Annotated in this window: 10 protein-coding genes and 2 pseudogenes; 4 read left to right on the top strand and 8 right to left on the bottom strand. The window is 72.1% G+C overall.

From position 1 onward, the window contains the following. Positions 1-184 precede the first annotated feature (184 nt). The gene (paaK, locus tag IE239_RS27440) at positions 185-1,483 is read left to right on the top strand and encodes a phenylacetate--CoA ligase PaaK (protein ID WP_190152085.1); all 1,299 of its coding nucleotides are present in this window, start codon (positions 185-187) and stop codon (positions 1,481-1,483) included. 62 nt (positions 1,484-1,545) lie between these two features. Here paaK and IE239_RS27445 read toward each other — a convergent pair whose 3' ends face one another. The 4 genes from IE239_RS27445 to IE239_RS27460 form a co-directional block, all read right to left on the bottom strand. Continuing rightward, the gene (locus tag IE239_RS27445; RefSeq protein ID WP_190152086.1) at positions 1,546-3,042 is read right to left on the bottom strand and encodes an acyl-CoA synthetase; all 1,497 of its coding nucleotides are present in this window, start codon (positions 3,040-3,042) and stop codon (positions 1,546-1,548) included. A 269-nt stretch (positions 3,043-3,311) separates the two neighbouring features. Continuing rightward, positions 3,312-4,865, bottom strand: a complete 1,554-nt coding sequence (locus IE239_RS27450) for an acyl-CoA synthetase (protein ID WP_190152087.1) — start codon at positions 4,863-4,865, stop codon at positions 3,312-3,314. Continuing rightward, the gene (locus tag IE239_RS27455; protein ID WP_190152088.1) at positions 4,862-5,971 is read right to left on the bottom strand and encodes an NAD(P)H-dependent flavin oxidoreductase; all 1,110 of its coding nucleotides are present in this window, start codon (positions 5,969-5,971) and stop codon (positions 4,862-4,864) included. The genes IE239_RS27450 and IE239_RS27455 overlap by 4 nt, the downstream gene beginning before the upstream one ends. Positions 5,972-6,349: 378 nt before the next feature. Next, the gene (locus tag IE239_RS27460; protein ID WP_229878332.1) at positions 6,350-7,411 is read right to left on the bottom strand and encodes an alpha/beta hydrolase family protein; all 1,062 of its coding nucleotides are present in this window, start codon (positions 7,409-7,411) and stop codon (positions 6,350-6,352) included. A 406-nt stretch (positions 7,412-7,817) separates the two neighbouring features. On the opposite strand from IE239_RS27460, the pseudogene IE239_RS27465 reads away from it, so the two are divergent. From IE239_RS27465 to IE239_RS27475, 3 genes and pseudogenes are all read left to right on the top strand, one after another. Further along, positions 7,818-8,240, top strand: a pseudogene (locus tag IE239_RS27465) (LuxR C-terminal-related transcriptional regulator); the annotation flags it as partial. Between the two features lie 363 nt (positions 8,241-8,603). Further along, a complete protein-coding gene (locus IE239_RS27470; RefSeq protein WP_190152089.1) occupies positions 8,604-10,616 on the top strand; it encodes an alpha/beta hydrolase family protein in 2,013 nt (670 codons plus the stop codon). 246 nt (positions 10,617-10,862) lie between these two features. Next, the gene (locus tag IE239_RS27475; RefSeq protein WP_190152121.1) at positions 10,863-11,174 is read left to right on the top strand and encodes a hypothetical protein; all 312 of its coding nucleotides are present in this window, start codon (positions 10,863-10,865) and stop codon (positions 11,172-11,174) included. A 111-nt stretch (positions 11,175-11,285) separates the two neighbouring features. Here IE239_RS27475 and IE239_RS27480 read toward each other — a convergent pair whose 3' ends face one another. From IE239_RS27480 to IE239_RS27495, 4 genes and pseudogenes are all read right to left on the bottom strand, one after another. Continuing rightward, positions 11,286-12,956 (bottom strand): phytoene desaturase family protein, encoded by a 1,671-nt coding sequence (locus IE239_RS27480; RefSeq protein WP_229878333.1) that lies wholly within the window; start codon positions 12,954-12,956, stop codon positions 11,286-11,288. Between the two features lie 392 nt (positions 12,957-13,348). After that, positions 13,349-14,146 carry an oxygenase MpaB family protein gene (locus tag IE239_RS27485; protein ID WP_190152116.1) on the bottom strand — a complete coding sequence of 266 codons (798 nt, stop codon included), beginning with the start codon at positions 14,144-14,146 and terminating at the stop codon, positions 13,349-13,351. Positions 14,147-14,525: 379 nt separating this feature from the next. Next, a pseudogene (locus tag IE239_RS27490) lies at positions 14,526-14,663 on the bottom strand (amino acid deaminase/aldolase); the annotation flags it as partial. 258 nt (positions 14,664-14,921) lie between these two features. Continuing rightward, positions 14,922-16,100 (bottom strand): acyl-CoA dehydrogenase family protein, encoded by a 1,179-nt coding sequence (locus IE239_RS27495; protein ID WP_190152090.1) that lies wholly within the window; start codon positions 16,098-16,100, stop codon positions 14,922-14,924. Positions 16,101-16,157 lie beyond the last annotated feature (57 nt).

Here is a 16,157-nt window from a genome sequence, read left to right on the forward strand (position 1 = left end):
CGCAACGGGGTTCTCCGGGCGAAAGTCGCCGCCGGCCTCTTGCCTGACGCCCGCGGGCCTGGATTACTGATCCACAAGAAGATCGACCGAATGATCGGTCGCCCGGATCGAGACGATTTCGGCGTCGAGACGGTTTCGGCGTCGACGGTGCTCGGTGCGGACAGGCCGGTGAGGGAGAAGTCCCATGACGGATGTGCGGAACCCGCTGGACGAGGGCGAGCGCCTCGGCGAGGCGGCGCTGCGCGCCCTGCAGTTGGAGCGGCTGCGGACCTCGCTGCGTCGCGCCTACGCCCGGGTGCCCTTCTACCGCGAGGCCTTCGACAGGGCCGGCGTCCACCCCGACGACTGCCGCGACCTCGCCGACCTGGCCCGTTTTCCCTTCACCGCCAAGGCCGACCTGCGGGCGCACTACCCGTACGGGATGTTCGCCGTCCCCAGGGACCGTATCCGCCGCATCCACGCCTCCAGCGGAACGACCGGCCGGCCGACGGTCGTCGGCTACACGGACGCCGATCTGTCCATGTGGTCGGACATGGTGGCCCGTTCGCTCCGCGCCGCGGGCGCGCGGCCCGGCGACACCGTCCATGTGGCCTACGGATACGGCCTGTTCACCGGCGGCCTCGGCGCCCACTACGGCGCCGAGCGCCTCGGCTGCACGGTGATCCCCGCGTCCGGCGGCATGACCGCCCGTCAGGTGCGGCTGATCCTCGACCTCGAGCCCCGGATCATCATGGTGACCCCGTCCTACATGCTCACCCTGCTCGACGAGTTCGAACGCCAGGGCGTGGACCCCCGTTCCACCTCGCTGCGCGTGGGGGTCTTCGGCGCGGAGCCGTGGACGGAGCGGATGCGCCGGGAGATCGAGGAGCGTTTCGCGATCGACGCCGTCGACATATACGGCCTGTCGGAGGTGATCGGGCCGGGCGTGGCGCAGGAGTGCGTGGAGACCAAGGACGGGCTGCACGTCTGGGAGGACCACTTCTTCCCGGAGGTGGTCGACCCGATCACCGGCGAGGTCCTCCCCGAGGGGGAGGAGGGCGAGCTGGTGTTCACCTCGCTGACCAAGGAGGCCATGCCGGTCGTCCGCTACCGCACGCGCGACCTCACCCGCCTGCTGCCGGGCACGGCTCGCGTCTTCCGGCGGATGCGGAAGGTCACCGGACGCAGCGACGACATGGTCATCCTGCGCGGGGTGAACCTCTTCCCCACCCAGATCGAGGAGATCGTGCTCCGCACCCCGGGCGTGGCGCCCCACTTCCAGCTCCGCCTGACCCGTGAGGGCCGTCTCGACGCCCTCACGGTCCGCGCCGAGGCCCGCGCCGACGCCTCGCCCGCGGACCGCGACACGGCCGCGCGCGCCGTCGCGGCGGCCGTGAAGGACGACATCGGCGTGTCGGTCGCCGTCGAGATCGTCGACCCGGAGTCGCTGGAGCGGTCGGTGGGCAAGATCAGGCGGATCGTGGACGAGCGTCCGCGCGCGTGATGACGGGCGGGGCGTCACGACGGACGGGCGTCACCACGCGTGGGCGTCACCACGCGTGGGCGTCATGAGCCGAACCGGTCCCGCAGCTCCCGTTTGAGGATCTTGCCGCTGGCGTTGCGGGGCAGCTCGTCCACGAAGAGCACCCGTTTGGGGGCCTTGAAGGGAGCCAGCTCCTTACGCGCATGGGCGATGAGCTCCTCCTCGGAGATCTCCCCCCGCGCGACGACGACCGCCGTGACCGCCTCGATCCACTTCTCGTCCGGCAGGCCGATCACAGCGGCCTCGGCGACGGCGTCGTGCGTGTAGAGGACGTCTTCGACCTGCCGGGAGGACACCAGTACGCCGCCGGAGTTGATGACGTCCTTCACCCGGTCGACGATCGTGAAGTAGCCGTCGGCGTCGCGCACGGCCAGGTCGCCGGAGTGGAACCAGCCGTCCCGGAAGGCCGCGGCGGTCTCGTCGGGTTTCTCCCAGTAGCCCTCGCACAGCTGCGGCGACCTGTAGACGATCTCGCCGGGTGTGCCGTCGGGGACGTCCGCACCGTCCTCGTCGACGACACGGGCGTCCACGAACAGGACCGTGCGGCCGCAGGAGTCCAGGCGCCCCTTGTGCTCCTCGGGGGCGAGGACGGTGGCGAGCGGGCCGATCTCGCTCTGCCCGAAACAGTTGTACAGACTCAGCCGGGGCAGCCGTTCACGCAGCCGCTCCAGGACCGGCACCGGCATGACGGACGCCCCGTAGTAGGCCTTGCGCAGGCCGCTCAGGTCGCGTGTCGTGAAGTCGGGGCGGTTCGCCAGAGCGATCCACACGGTCGGCGGGGCGAAGAGGCTGTCGACGCGGCCGGCCTCGACGAGGTCGAGGAGCCGGTCGCCGTCGGGGGCGTCCAGGACGATGTTCGTGGCGCCGACCGCGAGGTAGGGCAGCAGGAACACGTGCATCTGGGCGGAGTGGTAGAGCGGGAGGGAGTGCGCGGGGCGGTCGCCGGCGCTCAGGTCGAGGGCGGTGATCGCGCTCAGGTACTCGTGCACCAGGGCGCGGTGCGTCATCATCGCGCCCTTCGGCAGGGCCGTGGTGCCCGAGGTGTAGAGCAGCTGCACCAGGTCGTCGGTGCGCGGCTCGGGACCGTCGTGGACGGGGGCCTCGGCCAGCCGGGCCAGCAGCGAGTCGTCGGTGTCGCGCAGGGCCGCCGTCCGCACGCCGGCGGGGAGCCGGTCGGCGAGACCGGGATCGGCCAGAACCAGCGAGCTGCCCGACTGGGCGACGATGTACGCCAGTTCGCCGCCGGTGAGGTTCTGGTTCACGGGGACGTGGACCAGGCCCGCGCGGGCACAGGCCAGGAACGCGATGAGGTAGGCGTCGGAGTTGTGGCCGTAGGCGCCGACCCGGTCGCCGGGCGCGAGGCCCTCGGCGAGCAGGACGCTCGCCGCGCGCGAGACCGCCTCGTCGAGTTCCTCGTAGGTCCAGGTGCGGTCGCGGTACTCGACCGCGACGCGTGCCGGGGTGCGGCGGGCGCTGCGCCGCAGCACCCCGTCGACCGTGCTGCCATGTCCGGGCGTCATGGCTCATGATCCTCGGACGGCGGCCGGTGCGGGTCAAGTCGTCACCGTCGCCGGGCGTCAGCCGGACGGAGCGGGCGACGTCTGCCCTCGGCCCGCGCCACCCGCGCACGCCCGGCCGTGCCCCGCGCAGCCCGCACCGCACCGCATCGCCCCTGCCCTGCCCGGCCCGGCCCACAGCCGCACACGCACTCGCCCCCGCACCCGCACCCGCACCCGCCCCCGCACTTCGACCAGCCCCGGGGTCGCGGCCGGGGCGGGGGCAGCGCCGCTCACAACGGGCGGGGCCGTCCCTCCCAGTACGGCTCGCGCAACCGCCGCTTGTAGAGCTTGCCGTTGGGGTCCCGGGGCATCTCGGTGATGAAGTCGACGGACCTGGGCCGCTTGTAACCGGCCAGCCGGTCGGCGCAGTGGGCCAGGAGCTCGGCGGCGAGGTCCGGGCCGGGCTCGTGGCCGGGGGCGGGCTCGATCACGGCCTTCACCTGCTCGCCCCAGTCGTCGTGCGGGATGCCGAAGGCGGCGGCGTCGGCGACCGCGGGGTGGGCGAGCAGCACGGACTCGATCTCGGCGGGGTAGATGTTGACGCCTCCGGAGATGATCAGGTCGATCTTGCGGTCCCGCAGGAACAGGTAGCCGTCCTCGTCGAGCACCCCGAGGTCGCCGACGGTGAAGAAGTCGCCGATGCGGTTCTTCCGCGTCTTGTCCTCGTCCTTGTGGTAGGTGAAGCCGCCGGTGGTCATCTTCATGTAGACCGTGCCGAGTTCGCCGGGCGGCAGCCGCTCGCCGTCGTCGTCGAAGACCGCCAGCTCGCTGATGGGCCAGGCCTTTCCGACCGTGCCCGGCCTCTTCAGCCATTCCTCGGCCGTGGCGAACGCGCCGCCGCCCTCGCTGGCCGCGTAGTACTCCTCCACGCAAGCGCCCCACCAGTCGATCATCGCCCGCTTCACGTGGTCGGGGCAGGGCGCGGCGCCGTGGATGGCGTGCCGCATGGAGGTCACGTCGTAGCGCGCCCGTACGTCCTGCGGGAGGGCCAGCAGGCGGTGGAACTGGGTGGGGACCATGTGGGTGTGGGTGCAGCGGTGCGCGTCGATGAGGCGGAGCATCTCCTCGGGCGTCCACTTGTCCATGACGACCAGCCGGTGGCCGAGGTGCAGGGACGCGGCCGCGAACTGGAGCACCGCCGTGTGGTAGAGCGGCGAGCAGACCAGATGCACGTTGTCGTCGAGCGGCCTGATGCCGAAGATGCCCAGGAAGCCGCCGAGGTAGGACTCCTCGGGCGGCTTTCCGGGCAGCGGTCGCCGGATGCCGCGCGGGCGGCCCGTGGTGCCCGAGGTGTAGTTCATGACCCAGCCGAGCGTCCGGTCGGCGGGCGCCGACTCCGGCTGCCCGTCGAGGAGTTCGGCGTACGGCCGGAAGCCCTCGACCGCGCCGACGGCGTAGCGGTGGGTGGCGGGCAGGCCGGCCTCGTCGGCGGCCCGGCGCGCCTGCTCGGCGAACCGTTCGTGGGCGACGAGCACCTTGGCCCCCGAGTCGGAGACGATCCAGGCGATCTCGGGGCCGACGAGGTGGTGGTTGACGGGCACGAGGTAGAACCCGGCCTGCGTGGCGGCCAGATAGGCGGTGAAGAACTCGGCCGAGTTGGGCAGGACGACGGCGAAGGCGTCGCCGCGTTCCAGGCCGGCGGCGCGCAGGCCGTGCACGAGCCGGTTGGCGGCGGCGTGCAGACGGCCGGCCGTCCACTCCTGGCCGTCCGGGGCGATCAGGACGGTGCGGTCGGGGTCCTGGGCTGCCTGGGCCCAGAAGCCCGCGGGCGGTGTGCTGGTCACTGGCCGCTCCTTCCGGCGACGCGGTTGACGCGGTCCACGGCCTGCTCGAAGCCGCGGGTGAGGTCGTCGAAGACCGCCTGGACGCTGCGGACCTCGTTCATCCGGCCGACGATCTGGCCGACGGGCGTCCCGAGCAGGGGATCGACCTCGTGCTTCTGGATGCGCGAGACGGCTTCGGCGACGAGCAGGCCCTGAAGGGGCATGGGGAGGGTGCCGGGTCCCTGGGGGTCGTCCCAGGCGTCGGTCCACTCGGTGCGCAGCTGGCGGGCGGGTTTCCCGGTCAGCGCGCGGGAGCGGACCGTGTCGCCGGAGCCGGCCGCGAGGAGCTTGCGGGTGAGGGCGGGCGAGTGCAGGTCGGCCTCGGCCGTGGTCAGCCAGACGGATCCGAGCCATACGCCCTGGGCTCCGAGCGCGAGGGCGGCGGCGGCCTGCCGTCCGCTGCCGATGCCGCCGGCGGCGAGCACGGGCAACGGGTCCACGGCCTCGACGACCTCCGGGGTGAGCACCATGGAGGCGATCTCGCCGGTGTGGCCGCCCGCCTCGTACCCCTGGGCGACCACGATGTCGATGCCGGCCTGCTGGTGCTTGCGGGCGTGGCGGGCGCTCCCGGCGAGCGCGGCGACGAGGACGCCGTGCTCGTGAGCGCGGGAGACGACGTCGGGGGGCGGGGAGCCGAGGGCGTTGGCCAGCAGCCGGATCGGGTAGTCGAAGGCGACGTCGAGCTGGCTGCGGGCGACCTGCTCCATCCAGCCGGTGATCCGCCACCCGGCGGCCTCGCCCTCGGCCAGCTCGGGGACGCCGTATTTGGCCAGGGTGTCCCGCACGAAGTCCCGGTGGCCCTCGGGGATCATCGCCTCGACGTCGGCCTCGCTCACGCCCTCGACCTTCTTGGCGGGCATGACGACGTCGAGTCCGTACGGCTTGCCGTCGACGTGGGCCTCGATCCAGTCGAGGTCGCGTCTGAGGTCGTCGGGGGCGGTGTACCGGACCGCGCCGAGCACGCCGAAGCCGCCTGCGCGACTGATGGCCGCGGCGACGGCGGGGAACGGCGTGAAGCCGAAGACGGCGTGCTCGACTCCCAGTTGTGTGCTCAGCTCGGTCTGCATGGGCGCAGGATGCCGCAGCGGCGCGGACGACGGAAGACCTTTTCTGATACACCGTCAGATTCTTGCCCGTTCCCCGCCCCCGCACCCCGGCGGACGCCGTCGGCCATGTCCAGGCGGAGCCACGGTGAGCACCGTGCCGACGGGCCGGTGCCTGTACCGCGCCGAGCGCGTCCAGTCGACGGAACGGGCGTCGGCCACAAGGTCCTCCACCTGTACTCCACTGGCCACCACCGGCACGCCGATGGATGACTGGGACTGCTCCGAAGGGCTCGACCTGTGGTGTCGACCCCACCGTCTTCGGCCGGCCGCCGACCGCCCGGCGGAACTTCGTCCTCGGCAGGGGAACGGCCGTGCCGTCGGCTGCCATGCCACAGCTGATCAACGGCTGTTGCCCGGGCGGTAGACGCCGAGGTCGCCGTAGGCCGACAGAACCCCGGCCAGGTCACCGGATTGGTGCCGCAGGGTGCTGTCCAGGAAAGCGAGAGTGGTTGCCGCGACGACGCGCGGGCTCTCGGTGCGGCCCAGGGAGCCGACTGTCGAGGGCACAGGCGGCAGGTACAGGGGGCCGTCCATGAAGGTGAGGTGCGCGGTGCCGGAGATGGTGAGCCGGTAACTCGTCGCGGTGCTGAGCTTGAGGACCTTGGTGAGGCGGGGTAGGTAGTGCGGGTCGGTTCCGGGGGTGATGGCCTGGGTGAGCGCGAGCGTCGGCCGGCGGAGGGAGGGAGAGGTGGGGCCGTGGGGGTAGCCGTCCAGATCGATGACGGCGTCGAACCGGCCGTCCTGCCGGGCTGCCTGCAGGGCGGCAGCACCCCCCATGGAGTGGCCGGACACCGCGGCCCGGCTGGTGTCCAGGCGTCCGGTCAGCGGGCCGACGATCTCACCTCGATCCAGACGGTCCAGCTGGGTGAGGACGAAGCTGAGGTCGGCGGCTCGAACAGCCGTCCAGCCGGCCGCCAGCACGCCGTCCTTGCCCCGGTCGCCGATGGAGGCGGTTTTGGTGGGAATCGTTCGGCCGTGGGTGAGAACGACGGCGGCAGAGTCGAACGGGTGGTCGATGGCGGCGACCACGTAGCCGCGGCTGGCCAGTTCCTCCGCCCAGGCGGTGTTCTGGGTGCGCACTCCGCCTGACCCGGGAGAGAACAGGCCGACCTCGCGAGCGAGAGCGCCAGAGACGATGCGCGCCTCGTGCTCTGTGCGTCCCAGGTACTGAGCCCGCTGCGCGCCTGCGGGGCTCTTCTGCGCGGGATACCAGAGCTGGACCACGACCGTGCGCCGATCGTGCGGGTCGGCGGTGAAGGTCTCGGGGCGGTGTGGGTCGGTCCACTCCACCACACGGGTGCCGACCGCGAAACGACCTGACGGCTCGGGAAACACGGGTACGGGAAAGGACCAGGCAGCAGTGACGATCTCGGTCGTCCGGCCATCCTCAGCGTGGCGCACGCGATGCCACATCGATCCCGGGTCGCCGTCGCGTGCAACCGGAGTCGCAATCCGAGGCATGTCCCCCGCGCAACCGAGGTCGCAATCGGAGACGCCGGTTCAGCGGCCGCTTTGCCACTACGGGGTAGCGGGACTCCTCCTGCGGTCGTATTTCAGCGCGGTGCCATCAGACGGTGGACTCATGCGTTCCGCTGGACTGCGGCCTACCGTGACAGGGCTACGAACACGCCGGGCAGCCCGGGGGGCTTCGCTCCCCGTATCCGACCCGGCTCCAGCTGTACGCGGTGGTGGCCCCGGCCGGGGCCACCATGATGCTCAATCGACAGGGACATTGATGACCCAGGCGGTCGCGGAACCCGGCAATGCCCACCCGGTGCAATTCCGGGACCGCGTACGGCTGACGAGGATCCTCACCACCTTCGATCTCGACGAGTACGCCTTCGCCGCACTCAAAGCCGGAGCCTCGGGCTTCCTGCTGAAGAACACCAGGCCCGAGGAACTGCTCACCGCGATACGCAGCGTGGCCGCGGGCGACGCGGTGGTCTCCCCGCGGATCACCCGCCGCCTGCTGGAGAACCTCCGCCCGCACATCCCCGACGGCAGCAGCGCCGACCGCGACGAGCGGCTGAGCCGGCTCTCCGCCCGCGAGCGCGAGGTGCTCGTCAAGGTGGGCCGCGGCCTGTCCAACACCGAGATCGCGGCCACCCTGTACCTCGCGGAGGCGACCGTGAAGTCCCACCTGGGGCGCATCCTGCAAAAGCTCGAACTCCGGGACCGGATACAGGCCGTGATCTTCGCCTACGAAAGCCGCCTCATCCACCCGGCATGACGCCGACCGTTGTCCTGTCTCAGGGAAGTAAGTCGGCCGCACGCTGCTGACCTGCATGGACCGGATCGGGTGAGACGCGTGGGCCCGGTTGGTCGAGACAGACTGCGCGCCAGGAACGGGGAGTCGGGCCGCGACCCTGGAAGGAGGCGTTCGTGAGCGTCGGGTGCGTGCAGCGGTCTGAACGTGTTGCTGTGATCGGAGGCGCCGTTCACGAGTCAGCTCATAGTCGGTTGACGGGATCCCATCCGATCACTTCGATCGGGCGGGATCTCTGCGTTTCGCCGGACGGGCGGCGGGCGCCCCTGGCGGGCGGCGCCCGTAATCCGCTGTTCACCGTCTCCTTCCCGAGCAAGAATCGTCCGCATGTCTGCGATCCCCGGTGCCACGACCGCCTTCCACGACCTGCCCGCGTTCCTCGCCCAGCCTCGCGTCAACTCCCTTGCGCTGTCCGCCGACGGCGGCCGTCTCGTCGCCACCGTGCAGACGCTGTCGGAGGACCGGACCAGGTTCGTGTCCGGGCTGTGGGAGATCGATCCGGATGGGGAGCGCGAGGCGCTGCGCCTGACCCGGTCGGGGAAGGGCGAGTCCGGGCCCGCGTTCGGCCCGGACGGGGTGCTGTACTTCCTGTCGGAACGCGAGGACGACAGTGAGGAGGACAAGCACGAGGGTGCCGCGCTGTGGGCGCTGCCCGGGCGTGGTGAGGCCGCCGTCGTGGCCCGGCACCCGGGCGGGATCACCGCGTTCACCGTCGCCCGGGAATCCGGCGCGCTGGCCCACACCGCCGGGCTGCTGCCCGGGGCCGCCGACGCCGACACGCACGGCAAGCTGCGCACTGCGCGCAAGGACGCGAAGGTCACCGCGATCCTGTACGAGGCCGGGCCGACCCGTGCCTGGGACCGCGATCTCGGCCCCGAGGCACAGCACACCTTCGTGCGCGCGGAGGCCGAGGGCGCCGTGGTCGACGCCGGCGGGCAGGGCGTCGGCCTCGAGCACCCCGGGGACGTGGCGCTGTCGCCCGACGGGACGCGAGTGGCCTACACCAGGTTCGTACCCGGCCGGGTGCCCGCCGAGAACCGCACCGCCGTGGTGGTGGCACACGCGGCCACCGGGGAGGAGGTCTTCGTCCTGGGCGATGTGGAGCACCTCTACGAGGCGCCGGTGTTCACGCACGACGGCTCGGCGGTCGTGTGCTCGCGGATGACGTGGCCGACTTACGACGAGTCGATGGACATGACGCTCGTCCGGGTCGGCGTGGACGGCGGCGAGGCCGTCGATCTTCTGCCCGGGTTCGACAACTGGCCCGTCGGCGCCGTCTGTTCGGCGGTCGACGACGCCCTCTTCTTCGTGGCCGATGTGGAGGGTCACGCGCCCGTCTTCCGGCGGGACGCGGACGGCTCCGTGACCCGGCTCACCGCCTCGGGCGCGTACGGCTCGCTCTGCGTGGCCCCCGACGGGCGGACGCTGTACGCGCTGCGCAACGCGATCGACTCGCCTCCGCGGCCGGTCAGGTTCGAGGCCGGCGTCGCCGACCAGACGCCGGTCGAGCTGCCCGCCCCCGGTGCGTTCGACGCGCTGCCGGGCACCCTCACCGAGGTGCACGCCGACGCGGCGGACGGGTACCGGCTGCGCGGCTGGCTCGTGCTGCCTGAGGGCGCGTCGGCCGAGAACCCCGCGCCGCTGCTCGTCGCCGTGCACGGCGGGCCGCAGGGCAGCTGGAACGGCTGGACCTGGCGGTGGAACCCGTGGCCGTTCGCGGCCCGCGGCTACGCGGTGCTGCTGCCCGACCCGGCCCTGTCGACCGGATACGGTCAGCAGGGTCACCGGCGCGGCTGGGGGCAGTGGGGCGGGGTCCCGTACACGGACGTGATGGCGCTGACCGACGCAACCGAGGCCCGTGACGACATCGATGCCGCGCGCACCGCGCTCGGGGGCGGCTCCTACGGCGGCTACATGGCCAACCGGGTCGCCACGAGCACCGATCGGTTCAAGGCGATCGTGAGCCACGCGGGCCTGTGGGACCTGCGGTCCTTCCAGGGCGACACCGACGCGCCCTGGTACTTCCAGTGCATCTTCGGGGACCCGGTGACCCGGCCCGAGCGGTACGAGGCGCACTCCCCGTACCTGGACGCCGCGAAGATCCGTACGCCGATGCTGGTCATCCACGGCGCGAAGGACTACCGCGTGCCGGTCGGCCAGGGCGCCGCGCTCTTCCAGGATCTGCAGCGGTTCGAGGTGCCTGCGAAGTACCTGTACTTCCCGGACGAGAACCACTGGATCCTCTCCCCGGGCCACATCCAGGTCTGGTACGAGGCGTTCCTGAACTTCCTCGACCACCACGTCCTCGGTGCCGAGTGGCAGCGGCCCGGACTGCTGTGACCGCGGGCGGGCGCCGGCCTTCGACGAGGTGCGATCCCCCGCTTTTGGGCAGGAGGACGCCGGTTCACCGCGGCCGACGCGTCAGGTTCGCCGAGTCGGAAGCCCGAACGACTCGGTTCGTTGAGAAAACGACTCGAGCTGCGGCGGAGCCCCTGCCGCGATCACCGCGGCCTGCGACGGACAATTCCGGCCGCCGGCGCGAGGTGTACGCATTTACTGCGGCAGTGCCGGAAGGGCGGAACCAGCGTGACGATCGAACCGGTGACCGGACTCGGCGGCTGGGGCGCGCTTCGGCTGCCGCACGCCCGGGTCGTGCCGCTGTCCGCCCCGCCGGCGACGTACACCGCGGCGGTCGACCGGTACTTGACAGGTACGGGCATCGCGAAGTCCTCCGCGCGGATCTGCCGACGCATGACCTACGTGGCCGGGTCCCGCCGCCGGGACGCCCGCTACTGTTCCGCCCGCCGCCGAGACCGCGCCTACCGGCGCCGGCACCGCCGGTACGGTGACGTGAAGGCGTCGGAAATACGACGCGTACCGACGGGTGCGACGCGCTGACATCACCCAACGTCCAAGGACTTCGCGGACCGTCCCAGGTCAGCGGCAGCACTGGAACCCAACCGGCGGGTTACTTGTTCCCTGGTGTCCGGGACAGGACTACAGGGCCGTTCAGGACCGCTCGCCCGCCGCCGGGGCCTCCAGCACGGCCATCGCCGCGTTGTGCCCCGGCACTCCGCTCACCCCTCCCCCGCGCACCGCTCCCGCTCCGCACAGCAGCACGTTCGCGTGCCGGGTCTCCACGCCCCAGCGGCCGGCGCCGTCGTCCGCGTACGGCCAGGACAGTTCGCGGTGGAAGATGTTGCCGCCCGGCAGCCCGAGGTCGCGCTCCAGGTCCAGCGGGGTCCTCGCCTCGATGCAGGGACGGCCGTCGGCGTCGAGGGCCAGGCAGTCGGCGAGGGGTTCGGCCAGGTGGGCGTCGAGCTGGGCCAGGGTCGACCTCAGCAGTTCCTCGCGCACACCGTCGTTGTCCGCGCGGAAGAGCCGGGCCGGCGTGTGCAGCCCGAACAGCGTCAGCGTCTGGTATCCCTTCTGGGCGAGGTCCGCGCCCAGGATCGTCGGGTCGGTCAGCGAGTGGCAGTAGATCTCGGAGGGCGGGGCGGCCGGCAGCGCGCCGGCGGCGGCCTGGGCGTGGGCGGCGGCGAGCTGCTCGTAGCCCTCCGCGATGTGGAAGGTCCCGGCGAACGCCTCGCGCGGGTCGACGGAGCTGTCGCGCAGCCTCGGCAGCCGCTCCAGCAGCATGTTCACCTTGAGCTGGGCGCCCTCCGCGGGGGCGGGTCGTTCGCCGCCGGTGAGAGCCGCCAGCGCCTGCGGGGAGGCGTTCACCAGGACGTGCCGGGCGGCTGCCACGCCCTCGCCGTCGGCGGTGCGGTAGGCGACCTCGGCGGTACGGCCGTCCGTGTCGATCCGTACGGCCTCGTGTCCGGTGGCGAGGACCGCGCCCGCGTCCCGGGCCGCAGCGGCCAGGGCGTCGGTGAGGGCGCCCATCCCGCCGACGGGGACGTCCCAGGCTCCCGTGCCGCCGCCGATGACGTGGTAGAGGAAGCAGCGGTTCTGCCGGAGGGAGGGGTCGTGGGCGTCGGCGAAGGTGCCGATGAGGGCGTCGGTGAGGACCACGCCGCGCACGAGGTCGTCGGCGAAGCGTTCCTCGACGGCCGCACCGATCGGCTCCTCGAACAGGGTCCGCCAGGCCTCCTCGTCGTCGACCGTGCGGCGCAGTTCCTCACGGGTGGGAAGCGGCTCGGTGAGCGTGGGGAAGACCCGCTGGGCGAGGCGTCCGGTCATGCCGTAGAAACGCTCCCAGGCCGCGTACTCGCGCTCGCCGCCCGTGAGCCGTGCGAACGCCTCGCGGGTGCGTCCCTCGCCCCCTCCCACCAGGAGCCCGGTGGGCCGCCCGGCGCGCTCCACGGGCGTGTACGAGGAGATCGTGCGGCTCCGGACGCGAAAGCTCAGCCCCAGATCCCGCACGATCTTCGACGGAAGCAGGCTGACCAGGTACGAGTACCGGGACAGCCGGGCGTCGACGCCCGTGAACGGGCGGGTGGAGACGGCGGCGCCGCCGGTGTGGTCCAGCCGTTCCAGCACCAGCACCGACCGCCCGGCCCCGGCCAGATAGGCGGCGGCGACCAGACCGTTGTGGCCGCCGCCCACGACGACGACGTCGTAGGCGCGCTTCTTGCCGGGGCCGGCGTGCCCCCGGCTGCCCTGGCGTCCCCCGTCTCCCCCGCCTCCCCCGTGTCCCTGGTTCCCCTGTTCTCCGTGGTGTCCCTCGTGTGCAGGCATGCTTCTTCGTAACACGAGCCGATCAAGGCCTGCCAGAGGTGGCCGTTCACGGCCTCCGGAGCCGGACCGCAGGGAAGGTCGGCGAGATGTGCGCCTCGCTCGGATCCGTTCGGGTCCGTTCGGGTCCGTTCGGGTCCGTTCGGGTCCGTTCGGGTCCGCAGGCGTGGGCCACGCGGCTCTCCTGCGTGACACGCGGCTCCGACGCACGGCCGTGGAGTCGGCGTACACGCTGTCCGCGGCCGGACGGCGCACTGCCCGGAGCCGGCCCGGGACCAGCCCACGCCCACGCGACGGCCGCCGTCCACCCGGCGGAGGGCACGGCGGACGGGACGGCGGACGGGACGGGCGAACGGGACGGGCCACGGCGGAGCTTCATGCTCCGGTTCGGCAGCCTACGGCCGGACTTTGCACGGTGCGGGGCGGGCATCGGGGCCGAGCCTGGCCACGGCCCGCAGGATGTGCTTGGGCGGGAGCTGCCAGCGCAGGCCTGCGGGGACGCTGCGCAGCACGGCGCCGGCGACGCGCAACCGCCGGGTGACGGTGGCGGGTTCGGGAGCGGGCCTGCCGTACAGCTCGTGGGCGTACGGCGGCAGCGAGGCGTACGCCAGATGCGCCACGCGCCGCCACAGCAGAGCGCGCGCCGGGAGAAGCAACGCGGGGGCCGGCGGCCGGAGCAGGAAGTCGTCCACCTCACGCGCCTCCGCCCCGGCGGCGAGTTCGGAGCGCACCTTCTCGAAGTACGCCTCCAGGGCGGCCCGGTCGCCGGGCACGGTGTCCGGGTCGAGCCCCACCAGGCGGGCGCTGACGCGGTGTTCGCCGATGTAGCGGTCGGCGGCCGCGTCCGAGAGCGGGTAGCCGGAACGACGCAGGACGTGCAGACAGGAGTCGATCTCGGCGCAGTGCACCCACAGCAGCAGTCCGGGTTCGTCGACGCCGTAGCGCTCCCCGGTGTCCGGGTCGGTCGCGGACAGCAGACGGTGGATCCGGCGGACACGGGCGCCCGCCTTCTCGGCGGCCTCGGCGGTGCCGTAGGTGGTGGTGGCGACGAAGTCGACGGTGCGCATCAGCCGCCCCCACGCGTCCTGCCGGAACTCGGAGTTCTGCATGACGCCGCGCACGACTCGCGGGTGCAGTGCCTGAAGGTAGAACGCGCGGATTCCGGCGACCCACATCATCGGGTCGCCGTGCATCTGCCAGGTCACGCTTCTGGGGCCGAACAGCCCCGGGTCGGCCGTCACGGCAGGTGTGGCCACGGCTGCCTCCTCGGGCACTGCGGGGACGCGCGTCCCGGGACGTCGTCCCCGGTTCCTTTCCCCGCGGGCCGCCGGATCAGTCCTCCGGGCGCGTCCGGGGCGGGCCCACGAGCCCGGCACCGCCGGGGACCGCGGGAGGGCGTCCCGAAGCAGCGTCGCGGCACAACAGGGTGATCCATGCGCGCGAGACGGGGGCGGTCGGCCCGTGGCCGGCGTCCGCCCCCCTCGGTGCCTGACGACGCAAGGAGCGGATTGTGGAACTCCGTGGGCATCGGGGCCTCCGAAGGGACGGACCGGAGCCTTGAGCGGGTTGGGATCAGAGGAAGGCGTGACCTTCGCCGCGGTAGGTCGTGACCTGCTCGACGACTTCCGTGCCCGACACCAGGTGAAGTGTGTTGACGCGTTCGCACAGTTCGCCCGCCTTGGCGTGGCGGAACCACACGTGGTCACCCAGCCGCCGTCTGGGCCGCCACTGGCCCTGAATCAACGTAATCACCAGCGCAATCGCTCGCCTGCACGCCCTGTCGGACCCTGGCTGACCAGCGGCACCGCCCCATCCCAACGAGCAGCAGACCAATTTCCGGAACCGTGGCACCCGGCGCCCACCCGATGCGACAGTCGGGCCCTCGTATTCCTACAGGCAGAAAACCCACCCCAGACAAGCAGAAACGGCCCGCAAGCCGAGCTGACGAGCCGTCATGCAAGATCGAGGCTAACGCCGCACCCGTGGCATCCCCAGGCCGATCCAGGAAATGATCTCCCGCTGGATCTCGTTGTTGCCGCCGCCGAAGGTGAAGATCACGGCGGATCGGTAGCCGCGTTCGAGTTCGCCGTGCAGGACGGCGCCCGCCGAGCCCTCCTGGAGTGCGCCGGGCGCCGCGACGACCTCCATGAGCCAGCCGTAGGCGTCCCGGCGGGCCTCGGAGCCGTAGACCTTGACGGCGGAGGCGTCCTGCGGGGTGAGCGTGCCGTGCTGGAGGGCGCCGACCATCTGCCAGTTCAGGAGCTTGAGCGCGTCGAGTTTCACATGGGTCTGGGCCAGCCGCCGGCGCACCCAGGGCAGGTCGACGACCCGGCGGCCGTCGGCGAGCTTGGTCTCGGCCGCCCAGCGCTGGACGTCGTGCAGGGCGCGGATCGCCATCGTGCCGTGCGCGGCGAGGGTCACCCGCTCGTGGTTGAGCTGGTTGGTGATCAGCCGCCAGCCCTGGTTCTCGGCGCCCACCCGGCGCGAGACGGGGACGCGGACGTTCTCGTAGTAGCTGGCGGTGGTGTCGTGCGAGGCGAGCGTGCGGATGACCGTGCAGGAGTAGCCGGGCTCGGTGGTCGGCACCAGAAGCATGGTGATGCCCTTGTGCGGCGGGGCCTGGGGGTCGGTGCGCACGGCGAGCCACACCCAGTCGGCGGTGTCGCCGTTGGTCGTCCAGATCTTCTGCCCGTGGACGACGTACTCGTCGCCCTCCCGCACGGCGCGCGTCTTCAGCGCGGCCAGGTCGGTCCCCGCCTCGGGCTCGCTGTAGCCGATGGCGAAGTCGATCTCGCCGGCGAGGATCTTCGGCAGGAAGTACGACTTCTGCTCGTCCGTGCCGTAGCGCATGATCGTCGGTCCGACGGTGTTCAGCGCCATGAGAGGCAGCGGCACACCGGCCTGGGCGGCCTCGTCGAAGAAGACGAACTGCTCGATGGGCGTGAGACCACGCCCCCCGTACTCCTTCGGCCAGCCGACGCCGAGCCAGCCGTCGTCGCCCAGACGCCTGATGGTCTTGCGGTAGAAGCGCTTGGCGGCGACGGGGTCGGCATGCCGGGCGTAGGCGTTGTCCGGCACCAACTCGGCGAAGTAGGCCCGAAGTTCGGTGCGCAACCGCAGTTGTTCGGGCGTGTGGTCGAGGTGCACGGCGCCTCCTGGCTTCCCAAGGCCGGTGTCCTGACGGCGCACACCGTAGAACGTGTT

Origin of the sequence: Streptomyces humidus (genome assembly GCF_014649655.1) — a bacterium.
Taxonomy (GTDB): Bacteria; Actinomycetota; Actinomycetes; order Streptomycetales; family Streptomycetaceae; genus Streptomyces; species Streptomyces humidus.

Excerpts from the sequence above, each read along its gene's own strand:
- paaK (WP_190152085.1), top strand. The coding sequence starts at position 185 with ATGACGGATGTGCGGAACCCGCTGGACGAGGGCGAGCGCCTCGGCGAG.
- IE239_RS27445 (WP_190152086.1), bottom strand. The coding sequence starts at position 3,042 with ATGACGCCCGGACATGGCAGCACGGTCGACGGGGTGCTGCGGCGCAGC.
- IE239_RS27455 (WP_190152088.1), bottom strand. The coding sequence starts at position 5,971 with ATGCAGACCGAGCTGAGCACACAACTGGGAGTCGAGCACGCCGTCTTC.
- IE239_RS27470 (WP_190152089.1), top strand. The coding sequence starts at position 8,604 with ATGTCTGCGATCCCCGGTGCCACGACCGCCTTCCACGACCTGCCCGCG.
- IE239_RS27480 (WP_229878333.1), bottom strand. The coding sequence starts at position 12,956 with ATGCCTGCACACGAGGGACACCACGGAGAACAGGGGAACCAGGGACAC.
- IE239_RS27485 (WP_190152116.1), bottom strand. The coding sequence starts at position 14,146 with ATGCACGGCGACCCGATGATGTGGGTCGCCGGAATCCGCGCGTTCTAC.